We start from the raw sequence: 13,454 nt of genomic DNA, 5'->3' as shown, positions 1-13,454 counted from the left end.
TTAGAGGCCGACCGAGGACAGCCAGTCGCGGGCGACCTTGGCGGCGTCGGGCTTGTCGGGGGCGTTGAGCTTGCTGTTCAGCTCGATCAGCGTCTCCGTGGTCAGCTTGGCCGAGATCGCGTTGAGCACCTCGGTCACCTCGGGCGTCGCCTTCGACTTGTTGATCAGCGGGACGACGTTCTGCGCGGCGAAGTTGGCCTCCGGGTCCGCCAGCACGACGAAGTCGTTGGCCTCGATGGCGGGGTCGGTGGTGAACAGGTCGGCCGCGGTGACGGCGCCGGTCTTGAGCGCGTCGACGGTCAGCGGGCCGCCGACGTCGAGGGACTTGTACTCCTTGATCTTGAGGCCGTACTTGTCCTGCAGGCCGGGGATGCCGTCCGGGCGCTGCTGGAACTCTGGGGGCCCGCCGAAGACCACGTCGTCGCGCTTGGCGAGGTCGGCGATGCTCTTGAGGCCGTGCTCGTCGGCGGTGGCCCGGGTGACGACGACGGCGTCCTTGTTCTCCGCCGCCGACTTCTCCAGCACCGTCAGCTCCGGCGGCAGCGCGGCCTTCAGCTCGGTGTAGACCTGCTCGGACTCCGTCGCGCCCGCGTTGCTGTTGACGTGGTTGAGCAGGACGCCGGTGTACTCGGGGATCAGGTCGATCGAGCCGTCCTGCAGACCCGGGTAGTAGGTCTCGCGGCTGCCGATGTTGAGCTTGCGGTTGACCGTGACGCCCTTGTCCTCCAGCGCGATGGCGTAGATCTCGGCCAGCAGCGTGCTCTCCGGGAAGTTGGCCGACCCGACGGTGATCGCCCCCGCGGGCGCGGGCGAGCCGCCGGTGGTGGTCGTGGGGTTGGACAGCGGGTCGCTCGAACCGCCGCAGGCGGACACGGTCATGGCCGTCGCCACCGCCAGGCAGGCGAGTGCGCGCTTCATGGGGGATCTCCTCACTTGGTTCTGGTGCGCAGCCCCGGTGAGACCACCAGCCACTGCACGCCGGTCAAGGCAAGTTCGACGGCCACCGCCAGCAGCGCGATGAGGATGGCGCCGCCCGCCATCTGCTCGAACTCGCGGAAGGCCAGGCCATCGATGACGTAGCGGCCGAGACCGCCGAGGGATACGAACGCCGCGATGCTGGCGGTGGCGATCACCTGCAGCGTCGCGGTCCGCAGCGCGCCGAACACCAGCGGCAGCGCGTTGGGCAGCTCCACCTTGCGCAGCACGTCCCACTCCCGCATGCCCATGCCGCGCGCAGCGTCCACAACGGACCGGTCGACGTTGCGCACCCCCGCGTACGTGCCCGCCAGCAGCGGCGGGATGGCGACGAGCACCAGGGCGATCGTCAGCGCCTCCACTGCCAGCAGCACGCCCATCGACAGCACCAGCAGGATGAGCAGCCCCAGCTCCGGCAACGCCCGGAAGGAGTTGACCAGCCCGACGACCAGCGTCACCCCGCGGTTGGTGTGCCCGATGTAGGCCCCCAGCGGCACGGCGATCACCGCGGCGATGGCGACCGCGACGGCGGTGTACTGCAGGTGCTCGGCCAACCGCTGCGGGATGCCCGGCGTGCCGAACGTGGTCGTCCAGTTGGCCGGGTCGACCAGCCAGGCCCAGACCTGCTCGAAGATGCTCACACCCGCTCCCTCGCCCACGGCGCGAGCACCCGGCCGAGCAGGCTCAGCAGGGCGTCGACGACCAGCGCCAGCGCCACGATCAGCACGATCCCGGCGATGATCTCGGCGTAGTTGTCGCGCTGGTAGCCCTCGGTGAGGAAGGCCCCCAGCCCGCCGACGCCGATCAGCGCGCCCACGCTGACCAGGCTGATGTTGGACACCGCGGCCACCCGCACCCCGGCCACCAGCACCGGCACCGCCAGCGGCAGCTCGACGGCGAAGAACCGCCCGACCCCGCGGTACCCCATCGCCGTGGCCGCCGCCGTGACCGACTCGGGCACCGCCGACAGCGCGTCGGCGACCGACCGGACCAGCAGGGCGACGGTGTAGATGGTGAGCGCGACCTGGACGTTGAGCGGGTCGAGGATCTGCGTGCCGATGATCAGCGGCATCATCACGAACAGCGCCAGCGACGGGATCGTGTAGAGCAGCCCGGCCGCGGGCACCAGCACCAGCCGGGCGACCCGCCACCGCGCCGCCGCCCAGCCCAGCGGCAGCGACACCAGCAGCCCGACGAGCACCGGGACCAGCGCCAGCCACAGGTGGGTGAGGCTGACCCGACCCAGGTCGCCGAGGTGGTCGACGACCCAGGTCACGTCGGGACCTCCCCGGAGCGCCGGGCCTGGGCCAGGGCCTCGATGACGCTCGCCGCGTCCACCCCGCCCACCACCGCGCCGCTGTGGTCCACGGCGATCCCCCACGCCGACGGCGAGCTCAACGCCGCGTCCAGCGCATTGCGCAGCGACCCGGCCGTGCCCGCCGACTCGGAGTCCACTTCGTACAGAGATCCGCCGGAGACCAGCCCGTCCGCGCCGACCGCACCGTCCATCGTGGCCAGCAGGTCAGCGGAGACCCAGCCCAGCGGCCGGTTCTCCCCGTCGACCACCACCGCCCACCCGGCCTGCGACAGCATCCCCCTGGCCTGCCCGACCGCCGTCCCCACGGGCACGGTCGACACCGGTCCGAGCGGGATCTGCGCCGCGTCGAGGAAGCCGAGCGCCCGGTACCCGCGGTCGCGGCCGACGAACGCGGCGACGAAGTCGTCCACCGGCGCGGCCAGCAGCGCCGCGGGCGTGTCGAACTGCGCCAGCCGCCCGCCGACCCGCATCACCGCGACCTTGTCGCCGAGCTTGACCGCCTCATCGATGTCGTGGGTGACGAACACGATGGTCTTGCCCAGCTCGGATTGCAGCCGCAGCAGCTCGTCCTGCAGGTCTTCGCGGACGATCGGGTCGACCGCGCTGAACGGCTCGTCCATCAGCAGCACCGGCGGGTCGGCGGCCAGCGCCCGCGCCACGCCGACGCGCTGCTGCTGCCCACCCGAGAGCTGCTTGGGGTACCGGCCCCCCAGCTCGGCAGGCAGCCCGACGGTGACGAGCAACTCCTCGGCCCGCTTGCGCGCCGCGCGCCGCGTGACGCCGGTCAGCACCGGAACGGTGGCGATGTTGTCCAGCACCGTGCGGTGCGGGAACAGCCCCGCGTGCTGGATGACGTAGCCGATCCCGCGGCGCAGCAGCGCCGGGTCCTGCTCGCGGATGTCCGCGCCCATCAGCCGGATCGTGCCGGAGGTGGCCTCGATCATCCGGTTGATCATGCGCAGCGACGTGGTCTTGCCGCACCCCGACGGTCCCACCAGGACGGTGACCCGGCCGTCCTCGGCGGTCAGGGTCAGCTCGTCCACGGCCACCGTGCCGTCCGGGAAGCGCTTGGACACGGCTTCGAACTCGATCACCCGGACCCCCAAGGGGTGTTTCGAGGACCACGTGGGCGACAGCCGTGGTCCAGGCGGACGGCAGCTCGGGCGCGGCGCGGGACGTGCGGTGGTGTTCCGGCCACGAGGCCGGGGACCATCCGGGCGCGGAGCGCACCGGTGGGTTCCACAAGACACCCCCTGGGGTCGGGACGGCACCTCGCCGGCCGTGCTCGCGACGCCCGACCCTAACGCCTGCCGGTGACAGAGGCAGGTCATCCCGGATAGCGGTAGGCCATGATCGGCCAGTCGGCGCAATCTCCGTAAGCTCGGCGGGGTGTCCCTGACCTCGTTCCTGGCCGCGCGGGGCGTCCACGCCCGGGCGCTGCGCCCCGCCGTCGAGCTGCTCGCCGCGGGCTGGCAGCCGCTGGACACCCTGGTCCGGGCCACCGCCGTCCCCCGGCGCACCGTGGAGGAGCTGCTGGCCTGCGCCGACGTCGAGCGCCGGGACCAGACCTGGCGCCTGCGGCCCGGGGTGGCGCTGCCCGACCCGGCGCCCCGGGGCAGCCTGGACGAGCTGGCCGAGGTGCTGGCGGGCGTGCCCCGGCCGCTGCGTGCGTTGGATCACGTCCAAGCCGACCTCGCCACCCTGCGCCGCCGCGCCGAGTGGCTGGATGAGACCTACGAGCTCGCGGGCGCGCACCTGGTGTGCATCGGCGACCACGACCTGACCGCGCTGGCCGCCTGCCTGGCCCGCCCGTCGCTCACCGCCACCGTCGTCGACGTGGACGAGCGCCTGCTGGCCTACGTCGACGAGGTGGCCCGCGCCCGGAAGCTGCCGGTGCGCTGCCTGCACGCCGACTTCCGGTTCGGCCTGCCCGCCGTGCAGGGCGACCTGGTGTTCACCGACCCGCCGTACACCCCGGAGGGGATGCGGCTGTTCCTGGCCCGCGCCGTGCAGGCCGTGCGCGGCGACGGCCGGATCATCGCCGCCTACGGCTACAGCCCGCTGGCCCCCGCGCTGGGGTTGAAGGTGCAGAAGGAGATCCTCGGCCTCGGCCTGGTGAGCGAGGCCGTCCTGCCCGGGTTCAACCGCTACCACGGCGCGCAGGCGGTGGGCAGCGCCGCCGACCTCTACGTCCTGCAGCCCACCAGCGGATCGCCCAACCAGGCCGCGGCGGCCGTGCGCAAGGCCGACACCGCCATCTACACCCACGGCCCCCAGTCGATCGAGTCCACCGGCGCCCCGGCCGCCGCCATCGCCGCCCTGCTCGACCGCTCGGGCGCCGCCGCGCCGACCCCGCCCGGGTGGGCCGACCCCTACCCCGCGCGCGGCCCGCTGGCCTTCGACCTGACCGCCGACCCGGGACCGTGGCTGACCCGGGTGCTCATCGCCGCCCCGCGCACGCCCGTGGCCGCGCTGGTCGCCAACAACCACCCCGACATCGCCGACCAGGCCGGGCAGCAGGCGCTGGCCGCGCTGGTCGCGGCCAAGTTCCGGGTGGCGTTCCAGCGCAGCGTCGCCGACGGCAGGCACGCCGTCGTCACCGCCACCCCGGTCGAGGCCGAGGGGGTCGCGGCGGCGCTGCTGGACCGCCCGCACGGCAAGCTGGCCAACATCTGGCGGGAAGCCCTGATCCGGGCCTCGGGCGGCGCGCTGACCAAGCGCGACGCGCGGGCCAAGGTGGCCGAACTGGCCCCGGACCTGACCGACGAACGGCTGATCGACCTGCCCCGCCACCGCATCGCGGCGCTGCTGGGCTGAGCACGAGCTAACTGGAGTCATAGCTCCATATTGCCGCTTCGAACGCCCGTTCGACAGGACACGATCGGGCGAACGATCATCACGCTGCGTGGAGTCAGCGGCCCAGCTCCAGGTGCAGCTTGAGGTTCTGGAGCGTGGTGGCGATGTTGGCCATGTTCAGGCCCACCCGGTCCGGCTCGCCGGTGATCATGATGGCGAACGGGATGAACCACTGCGGCACCAGCAGCCAGTTGGACTCGGTGACCCGGCAGCCCGCCTCGGTCTCCTCGATCTCGTACTCCCACCGCGAGATCGGCGTGCGGAACGGGGTGTGCACCTCGTAGGCGAACCGCCGGCCCGGCTCCACCTCGGTCACCGTGCAGATCGTCGTCCAGCGGCGCCAGCCGTTGCGGTTGGCCCCGGAGAACCGGGCGCCGACCTCGGCCTTCTCCACGCCGTCGAGCCACCGGCACTGCACCAGCTCGGCGGCGAAGTCGGCCATGCGGACGGGGTCGCTGACGTAGGCCCAGACCTCTTCCGCGGTGGCATCGATCGTCACCAGTCCGCGGGCGGTCGGCTCAACTGCGATAGCGGTCATGGAATAGATCACACCAGTGCGCAGACCCCGGAACAACATCCGAACGTGCGACCGGCGAAGTCAGGAGCAGCGCTCATGCGCCGTTGGGAATCCGTACCGGCCCCTGCTTGAGCAATTCACGGAACCGGTCGGCAGGCAGCGGCCGCGACATCAGCCACCCCTGGTAGGCGTCCACGCCCACCCCGCGCAGCACGTGGAACTGGGTCGCGTTCTCCACGCCCTCGGCCACGCACCGGCGGCCCATCGCCCTGGCCATGTCGACCAGCGCGCGGGCGACGGCGAAGTCGGAGGCGTCGGTGGCCACGCCGGAGACGAACCGGCGGTCGATCTTGATGATCTGCGCGGGCAGCTCCTTGAGCCGCGCCAGCGACGAGTAGCCGGTGCCGAAGTCGTCCACCGCGAACCGCACCCCGCGGTCGACCAGCTCGTCCATCGCCTCGCGGCTGCGCGAGGGCAGGTCGATCAGGCTGGTCTCGACCAGTTCGAGCACGACCCGGTCCCAGGCCAGCCCGGTGGTGGCCACCGCGTTGGCCACGGTGTCGACGAAATCCGGGTCGCCGGGCACCAGACCGCCCAGGTTGACCGCGATCCCCACCCCGCCGCCCAGCGTGCCGCCCGCCAGCTGCGGCCAGTCCGACGCCTCGGCGAAGGCCGTGCGCAGCACCCAGCGGTCCAGCTCGCCCAGCAGGTCGCCCTGCTCGGCCACCGGCAGGAAGTCCCCGGGCATGAGCAGCCCGCGCTCCGGATGCGGCCAGCGCACCAGCGCTTCGGCGCTGAGCACCGTGCCGTCGGAGCCCACGACCGGCTGGTAGTGCAGGACCAGCTGGTCGTTGGCGATGGCCTCGCGGAGCTGGCCCTCCAGCAGCATCTGGCTGTTGGCCGAGGCGATCAGCGCCGCGCTGGCCAGCGACACCCGCCCGGTGCCGCGCTCCTTGGCGGCGAACATGGCCGCGTCGGCGTAGCGCAGCAGGTCGGCCCCGGTCGTCTCCGGGCCGCTGGGCACCGCCGCGCCGATGCACGCCGAGACCCGCAGGAGCTGCCCGCGCACCGGCACCGCCGTGCGCAGCAGCCCGGCCGCGGTGTTGGCCAGCGCCTCGACCCCGCCCGCCTCGTTGACGTCCGAGCAGATGACCACGTACTCGTCGCCGGACATCCTGGCCACCGTGCACGAGGGCGGCAGCCCCCGCTCCAGCCGCCTGGCCAGCGCGGTGATCAGCTCGTCGCCCACGTCGTGGCCCAGGGAGTCGTTGACCCGCTTGAAGTTGTCGACGTCGCAGAACAGCAGGGCGATGCGGTCGTAGTCCGGGCCGCCGAGCAGCTTGCCCAGCAGCTCCTTGACCGCAGCGCGCCCGGGCAGGCCGGTCAGCTCGTCGTGGGTGGCCTGGTAGCGCAGCCGCTCCGCGGCGCGGCGGCGGTCGGTCACGTCGGCGAAGACCACCAGCCAGTACCGCTGCCCGTCGTCGGAGACCGACACCGTGGAGGTCAGCTCGCAGTACACCGGCTTGCCCGCCGCCGCCATCAGCACGCACTGGCCGCTCTGGAACGGCCTGCCCCGCCGCGGCTCGCGGTCGTCGGGGTGGGTGAGCTGGTCGGCGGTGAGCCCGCGCAGCCGGTCGAGGTCGGTGCCCAGCAGCGTGCACAGGGCCTCGTTGGCCTCGACCAGCCTGCCCGCGTCGTCGAACAGGCCGATGCCGACCGGGGTGATGGCCACCAGGTCGGTGAAGCGCTTGCTGGAGCGCTGCATGCGGGTCTCGGTCGAGCGCTGCTCGGTGACGTCCTGCGCGGTGCCGATCATCACCCGCGGGTCGCCGTCGGGGCCCGCCGCCTCGCCGCGGATGCGGAACACCCGGCGCTTGCCGTCGGGCCGGATCACCCGGTGCTCGCACTCGATCGGGCGATGCGTGGTGGCCAGCTCCTGCCAGCGCTGGTCGACCCAGCCGCGGTCGTCGGGGTGGACCAGGCGCAGGTAGTCGCCGTAGTGGATCGGCGTGCCCGGCTCGATGCCGCCCAGCTCGTAGAGCATCGATGACCACAGGCACTCGTTGGTCTCGGTGTTCCACTCCCAGGTGCCCAGCCGGGCCACCCGCTGGGCCTCGCGGAAGAGCCTGCTCTCCTGGCTCAGCAACCGCTCCAGGTGGCGCACCTTGGTGACGTCCTGAACGGTGCCGTGGATGCGCTCGTGCTCATCGCGCACCATGCGGGCGCGCACGAGGTAGACGCGCTCACCGGTGACATCGCGCAGCTCGACCTCGATCGGGTGGGTCGAGCGGTGGCCTGCGAGCTTGGCCCGGAAGTCGGCCAGCCGGTCCCGGTCTCCGGGGAAGACCATGTCGACCAGCTGGTCGAGCGAGGCGGCCCCGGTCAGCCCGGCGAGCGTGCGCAGCCCCTCGGACAGGTACAGCTCGCCGGACTCCAGGTCGAGCATCCAGGAGCCGAGCTTGGCGATGCGCTGGGCTTCGAGCAGCAGGGCGCGCTCGGCCGCGGGGTCGTCGTCGAGGTCGACGACGGCGGGCTGGACCACCTGCGGGGACTTGGCCGGGCCACCGGCGTCATACCCGGTGGCCGGGACCGCGACCCGGGGCAGTCCACCGCGCACGACATGCTCGGCCACGGCGCGTTCCCTCCACCCTCGAGTAGGCGGGTGGGGCACCGCTGCCGAGCATCCCGCCGGCCCTCAGGCTACCCCGTCTTCCTTCGCCGCCCGCGCGACCGCCGCCGCCACCTCGGGTGCGACACGCGGGTCGAGGGCGCTGGGGACGATGCGGTCGGCGGCCAGGTCCTCTTCCGCAACTCCCAGGATGGCGTCCGCCGCGGCGAGCTTCATCCGCTCGGTGATCCGCCGGGCGCCGGAGTCCAGCGCGCCGCGGAAGATGCCGGGGAAGGCGAGCACGTTGTTGATCTGGTTCGGGAAGTCGCTGCGGCCGGTCGCCACGATCGCCGCGTGCCGGGCGGCCACCGCGGGGTGGATCTCCGGGTCGGGGTTGGACAGGGCGAACACGATCGGGTCCGGGGCCATCGCGCCGACCAGCTCGACCGGCAGCTTGCCCGCCGAGAGCCCGACGAAGACGTCGGCGCCGTCGAGCGCCTCGGCCTGGCCGCCGCGCAGCCCGGCCTTGTTGGTGACCTGGGCCATCTCCTGCTTGACGGCGTTCAGCCCGTCGCGGTCGGGGTGGATGATGCCCTTGGAGTCCAGCAGCGTGACGTCGCCGACGCCCGCGGCCAGCAGGATCTTGGCGCAGGCCACGCCCGCGGCCCCCGCGCCGGAGATGACCACCCGCTGGTTGGCCAGCCCGCGGTTGAGCACGAGGTTGGCCCCGCGCAGCGCGGCGAGCAGCACGATGGCGGTGCCGTGCTGGTCGTCGTGCATGACCGGGCAGTCCAGCGCCTCGATGAGCTTGGCCTCCAGCTCGAAGCAGCGCGGCGCGGCGACGTCTTCGAGGTTGACCGCGCCGAAGGACGGACGCAGGCGCACGAGCGTCTCGACGATCTCGTCGACGTCGGTGGTGTTGAGCACCAGCGGGATCGAGTCCAGCTCGCCGAAGGTCTTGAACAGCGCGGCCTTGCCCTCCATGACCGGCAGCGACGCGGCCGCGCCGATGTCGCCCAGGCCCAGCACGGCGGTGCCGTCGGAGACCACGGCCACCAGGCGCGAGGCCCAGGTGTAGCGCTGGGCCAGCTGGGGATCGCGGGCGATGGCGCTGCTCACCTTGGCCACCCCGGGGGTGTAGGCGATCGCCAGCGAACGCGGGTCGGCGAGGGGCTTGGTCACCGCTACCCCGAGCTTGCCGCCCTCGTGCGCGGTGAAGATCTCCTCGTCGGTGACGGGTGCGGTCACGGTGTCCTCGTTCAATGCGGTCATTGGCGTCCCTCCTGCCGCGCGCCGTTGGTCCCTGACGTGCGACGGCGCGGAAACGGGGTGTCGCCGGAAAGTAGCCCTGGGTGCTGACACGGGACTGGCGTCCAGGGCGTGTTCACGGCTCTGGGGTGCTGAGAGGACCCGGGGTGTGGGCCTGGTTCAAGTGGCGCCGACCGGCGCCCGCGGTCTGCACAGTGTGGCAGCCGATGCCGGGGTTGTCTGCGGCGGGGATCACAAATGGGAGAGCTTTTTCGCAGGTCAGAGGCGGTTTCTCAAGACGTCCGTCCGGTTTGCGAGTGCTGGTTAACGTGTTCGGAGCGTGAAGGATCGATGCGTCCACACCGACGACTACCCTGCTCGGCGTGCACGCACGCGAACTTGCCATCGCCGGGGCCTTCGAGTTCACCCCGCGCACCTTCCCCGACGACCGGGGGATGTTCGTGTCCCCCTATCAGGGCGACGCCATCTACGAAGCGGTGGGCCACCGGATGGCCGTCGCGCAGACCAACCACAGCGTGTCCCGGCGCGGCACCGTGCGCGGCCTGCACTTCGCGGACGTGCCGCCGTCGCAGGCGAAGTACGTCTACTGCCCCCGCGGCGCCCTGCTCGACGTGATCGTCGACATCCGCGTCGGCTCGCCCACCTTCGGGCAGTGGGACGCGGTGCGGCTGGACGCGGTGGAGTGCAAGGCGGTGTACGTGCCCGAGGGGCTCGGGCACGCCTTCATGGCGCTGGAGGACGACACCGCGATGAACTACCTGTGCTCGACGCCGTACAACCCCGCGGCCGAGCACGGCATCAACCCGATGGACCCGGCGCTCGGGCTGCCCTGGCCCGCGTCCATCGAGCCGCTGCTCTCCCCCAAGGACCTCGCCGCGCCGACCCTGGCCGAGGCGATGGACATCCTGCCGCTGTACTCGGACTGCTTGGCCTTCTACGAGAAGCTGCGCTCCTAGAGGCGGCGCGGGTTGGGCCACAGCCGCCACCGGATGACGGCGTGCACCGTGGCCGGGCCGAGCTGGCGGGAGTCGGTGGAGCCGAAGCGGTTGTCCCCGCGCACGTGCCACCCCCCGCCCTCGGCCCGCACGGCCCGCTTGACGCTGAGCTGACGCGGCCGCGACGGCCACGACACCAGCACGACGTCCCCCTCCCGGGGCGTCCCGCGCACCGCGACGACGGTGTCGCCGTCGCTCAGCGCGGGCGACATCGACGGCCCCCGGACCCGCACCCGACGCGCGGGCCACCGCCCCAGCGGTTGCAATCGATCACCTCCACCTGCCCCACCAGCATGCCCGGAGTAGGGTCGAGCCCGTCGGAGCATCCCTCGTTTGACCCTGGAGGAACAATGCGGCTCCTGTCGCGCCTCTTCTCCCCCCGCCTGGAGGCCACCGCGCACTGCGACCTCCCCTGCGGCGTCTACGACCCGGCCCAGGCCCGCATCGAGGCCGAGTCGGTCAAGGCGATCCAGGAGAAGTACCAGCAGAACGAGGACCCGGAGTTCCGCACCCGGGCCGTCCTCATCTGCGAGCAGCGCAGCGACCTGGTCAAGCACCACCTGTGGGTGCTGTGGACCGACTACTTCAAGCCCCCGCACTTCGAGAAGTACCCCCAGCTCCACGACCTGTTCAACCGCGCCACCAAGGCCGCGGGCGCATCCGGCACCAAGGGCTCGATGGACCCGGCGACCGGCGCGGCCCTGCTGGAGCTGATCGCGGAGATCGACAAGATCTTCTGGGAGACCAAGCAGGCGTGAGCTAGGCGTTCTTTGAATCGGCGTCGGCTGCCCGTTTCGGCGGGGGTCGGCGCCGTTTCGTGTCTGGGGTCCGAACTGGACCTGGTCAGGCTGGGGAGACGTGGATGGTGATGGTGGCGGTGATTACCTCGATGCCCGACTTGTCCCTGATCGAGACTGGGACGGGGAGGTCTATGGGGGTGGTGGGGAAGGTGGGGATGGCGTCGAGGTGGGCTGTTGCGTGGAGGCTGGTGCGGGCCTTGGACAGGTAGGTGACCGTCATGGACTTGGGGATCCAGCGGTGGGTGGGTGGGACCGTGGCTTCGGCGAGCATGCCCATGGCTATTTCGGCGAGGTTGCAGGCGGCGATGGCGTGGAATGTCCTGAGGTGGTTGTGGACGCCCCACCACTTCGGGGCGGACACCTCGCAGTGGCCCGGGCGGAGGGTCTTGACCGTCGGCAGGATGGTGGCGAAGTAGGGCACGCGCAGGGACATGCCGATGGAGAAGAGGCGGTTGCCGAGCGGGAGGGCGGTCAGGCGCTGCCAGAGGCGGTGGGTCGGAGTCACAGCGGCGGAAGCTACTCGTCAGTAGGCAGGAAGGGCAACCGATGGTCCTCTACCTCCTCCGGCACGGGGAGACCGAGTGGTCGGCGAACGGGCGGCACACCTCGCGCAGCGACATCCCGCTGACCGCGGCCGGGGAGGCGGGCGCGGAGAGGGCGGGCCAGCGCCTCAAAGACCTCCTCGACGGCACCCCCTACGTCATCAGCAGCCCCAGGCAGCGAGCGCTTCGCACCGCCGAACTAGCCGGGCTGACCGTCGACGAGATCACCGAGGACGTCCGGGAGTGGGATTACGGCGAGTACGAGGGCCTCACCACCCCGCAGATCCGCCAGAGCGTCCCCGGCTGGACCGTCTGGACGCACCCGTGCCCCGGCGGGGAGAGCGCCGACGAGGTCGAGGCGCGGGCGAAGGCGGTGATCGGGCGCATCCCGGAGACGGCCGTGATCGTCGGGCACGGGCACTTCAGCCGGGTGCTCACCGCGGCGTGGATCGGGCAGCCCGCGGCGTTCGGGGTGCGGTTCGCGCTGTCGGCGGGGGCCGTTACCGTGCTCGCTGACGAACGGGGCGTGCCGCAGGTGCGCGCGCTCAACTTGACCTGAGGCGGGGAGCGGGATGATCAGGCGGATCGCGGAGTCCGATGTGGCCGCGGTCGTGGGGCTGGTGCACGAGCTGGCCGAGTACGAGCGGATGCCGCACGAGTGCCACCTCACCGACGAGCAGCTGCGCGCGGCGCTGTTCGCCGAGACGCCCGCGCTGTTCGGGCACGTGGCCGAAGTGGACGGCGAGGTCGTCGGGTTCGCCCTGTGGTTCCTCAACTTCTCCACCTGGCGCGGCACCCACGGCATCTACCTGGAGGACCTCTACGTCCGCCCGCAGCACCGCGGCTCCGGCCTGGGCAAGGCCCTGCTGACCGAGCTGGCGCGCGAGTGCGTCGCCCGCGGGTACCAGCGGCTGGAGTGGTGGGTGCTGGACTGGAACGAGCCGAGCATCGGCTTCTACAAGTCCCTCGGCGCGATCCCGATGGACGAGTGGACCGTCTTCCGCCTCACCGACGACGCGCTGGCCGCCCTCGGTCAGTCCTGATCCTGGCCCTGCCCCTGCGCCCAGGCCACCGACGGCGGCAGGAACAGCAGGACCAGCGCCGCCACGCACACCAGCGCGATCGGCACCCCGTAGGCGACCTGCCCGGACGGACCGATCACGTACCAGGAGACGCCGAGCAGCAGCAGCTGCAGCACGATCGCGGGCCCGCGCGCCCAGTGCCGACCCAGCACCAGGCCGATGCCGCAGGCCAGCACGCCGCCTGCGAGCACGGCGAAGTAGGCCGCCTGCCCGTAGACGTTGTTGCCCTCCGACGACGTGCCGCCGAGCGCCCTGACCAGCGCCACCACCGCGAACACCAGGCCGGACACGCCTTGCAGGGACACCAGCAGCCCGGCGCCGAAGACGGTCCGGGGAGACTGCACACGCACGACCGATGGCCTTCCCGAAGCGGTTTCGTGCACGTGATGACGTTCCGTGCACGGAACCCGATCGTATGCCACCCGGACGGCCGGTCGCCCCGGCGGCGACCGGCGGTAGATGATCGAACCGTCAACTTCCTCGTGGTCGACG

At 72.0% G+C, this 13,454-nt stretch carries 15 protein-coding genes; 5 read left to right on the top strand and 10 right to left on the bottom strand.

The window, feature by feature from the left end; translation table 11 throughout:
• Genes ACWEPX_RS17480 through ACWEPX_RS17465 form a run of 4 tightly spaced genes read right to left on the bottom strand, consistent with a single transcriptional unit; the run spans nucleotide 1 to nucleotide 3,387 of the window.
• Nucleotides 1-918: a glycine betaine ABC transporter substrate-binding protein gene (locus ACWEPX_RS17480; RefSeq protein WP_451898208.1), complete on the bottom strand. Its 918-nt coding sequence runs from the start codon at nucleotides 916-918 to the stop codon at nucleotides 1-3.
• 11 nt (nucleotides 919-929) lie between these two features.
• A complete protein-coding gene (locus ACWEPX_RS17475; protein ID WP_451898207.1) occupies nucleotides 930-1,616 on the bottom strand; it encodes an ABC transporter permease in 687 nt (228 codons plus the stop codon).
• The gene (locus ACWEPX_RS17470; protein ID WP_451898206.1) at nucleotides 1,613-2,251 is read right to left on the bottom strand and encodes an ABC transporter permease; all 639 of its coding nucleotides are present in this window, start codon (nucleotides 2,249-2,251) and stop codon (nucleotides 1,613-1,615) included. Before ACWEPX_RS17470 ends, ACWEPX_RS17475 begins: the two co-directional genes overlap by 4 nt.
• Entirely contained in the window at nucleotides 2,248-3,387 is a 1,140-nt protein-coding gene (locus ACWEPX_RS17465) for an ABC transporter ATP-binding protein (protein WP_451898205.1), read from the bottom strand. The genes ACWEPX_RS17470 and ACWEPX_RS17465 overlap by 4 nt, the downstream gene beginning before the upstream one ends.
• Nucleotides 3,388-3,682: 295 nt before the next feature.
• On the opposite strand from ACWEPX_RS17465, the gene ACWEPX_RS17460 reads away from it, so the two are divergent.
• Entirely contained in the window at nucleotides 3,683-5,110 is a 1,428-nt protein-coding gene (locus tag ACWEPX_RS17460) for a bis-aminopropyl spermidine synthase family protein (RefSeq protein ID WP_451898204.1), read from the top strand.
• 94 nt (nucleotides 5,111-5,204) lie between these two features.
• On the opposite strand, the gene ACWEPX_RS17455 is transcribed toward ACWEPX_RS17460, so the two are convergent.
• From ACWEPX_RS17455 to ACWEPX_RS17445, 3 genes are all read right to left on the bottom strand, one after another.
• Nucleotides 5,205-5,687: an SRPBCC family protein gene (locus tag ACWEPX_RS17455; protein WP_451898203.1), complete on the bottom strand. Its 483-nt coding sequence runs from the start codon at nucleotides 5,685-5,687 to the stop codon at nucleotides 5,205-5,207.
• Between the two features lie 73 nt (nucleotides 5,688-5,760).
• The gene (locus ACWEPX_RS17450) at nucleotides 5,761-8,298 is read right to left on the bottom strand and encodes an EAL domain-containing protein (RefSeq protein ID WP_451898202.1); all 2,538 of its coding nucleotides are present in this window, start codon (nucleotides 8,296-8,298) and stop codon (nucleotides 5,761-5,763) included.
• A gap of 63 nt (nucleotides 8,299-8,361) precedes the next feature.
• Nucleotides 8,362-9,546 carry an NAD(P)-dependent malic enzyme gene (locus tag ACWEPX_RS17445; protein WP_451898201.1) on the bottom strand — a complete coding sequence of 395 codons (1,185 nt, stop codon included), beginning with the start codon at nucleotides 9,544-9,546 and terminating at the stop codon, nucleotides 8,362-8,364.
• Between the two features lie 359 nt (nucleotides 9,547-9,905).
• Between ACWEPX_RS17445 and ACWEPX_RS17440 the strand changes: the two genes are divergently transcribed.
• Nucleotides 9,906-10,499, top strand: coding sequence for a dTDP-4-dehydrorhamnose 3,5-epimerase family protein (locus ACWEPX_RS17440; protein ID WP_451898200.1), 594 nt, complete (start codon nucleotides 9,906-9,908; stop codon nucleotides 10,497-10,499).
• On the opposite strand, the gene ACWEPX_RS17435 is transcribed toward ACWEPX_RS17440, so the two are convergent.
• A complete protein-coding gene (locus ACWEPX_RS17435; RefSeq protein ID WP_451898199.1) occupies nucleotides 10,496-10,864 on the bottom strand; it encodes a S26 family signal peptidase in 369 nt (122 codons plus the stop codon). The two genes, ACWEPX_RS17440 and ACWEPX_RS17435, sit on opposite strands and share 4 nt — an antisense overlap.
• Nucleotides 10,865-10,888: 24 nt before the next feature.
• On the opposite strand from ACWEPX_RS17435, the gene sodN reads away from it, so the two are divergent.
• Nucleotides 10,889-11,296 carry a superoxide dismutase, Ni gene (gene sodN / locus ACWEPX_RS17430; RefSeq protein WP_451898198.1) on the top strand — a complete coding sequence of 136 codons (408 nt, stop codon included), beginning with the start codon at nucleotides 10,889-10,891 and terminating at the stop codon, nucleotides 11,294-11,296.
• Between the two features lie 85 nt (nucleotides 11,297-11,381).
• On the opposite strand, the gene ACWEPX_RS17425 is transcribed toward sodN, so the two are convergent.
• The gene (locus ACWEPX_RS17425) at nucleotides 11,382-11,843 is read right to left on the bottom strand and encodes a hotdog fold domain-containing protein (protein WP_451898197.1); all 462 of its coding nucleotides are present in this window, start codon (nucleotides 11,841-11,843) and stop codon (nucleotides 11,382-11,384) included.
• Nucleotides 11,844-11,884: 41 nt separating this feature from the next.
• On the opposite strand from ACWEPX_RS17425, the gene ACWEPX_RS17420 reads away from it, so the two are divergent.
• Entirely contained in the window at nucleotides 11,885-12,439 is a 555-nt protein-coding gene (locus tag ACWEPX_RS17420) for a histidine phosphatase family protein (RefSeq protein ID WP_451898196.1), read from the top strand.
• Nucleotides 12,440-12,452: 13 nt separating this feature from the next.
• Nucleotides 12,453-12,923 carry an N-acetyltransferase family protein gene (locus ACWEPX_RS17415; RefSeq protein ID WP_451898195.1) on the top strand — a complete coding sequence of 157 codons (471 nt, stop codon included), beginning with the start codon at nucleotides 12,453-12,455 and terminating at the stop codon, nucleotides 12,921-12,923.
• On the opposite strand, the gene ACWEPX_RS17410 is transcribed toward ACWEPX_RS17415, so the two are convergent.
• A complete protein-coding gene (locus tag ACWEPX_RS17410; protein ID WP_451898194.1) occupies nucleotides 12,914-13,306 on the bottom strand; it encodes a hypothetical protein in 393 nt (130 codons plus the stop codon). The genes ACWEPX_RS17415 and ACWEPX_RS17410 overlap by 10 nt on opposite strands.
• Nucleotides 13,307-13,454 lie beyond the last annotated feature (148 nt).

The sequence above is a fragment of the Actinokineospora sp. NPDC004072 genome (genome assembly GCF_053604195.1).
This window is presented reverse-complemented; position numbering and strand designations above follow the sequence as displayed.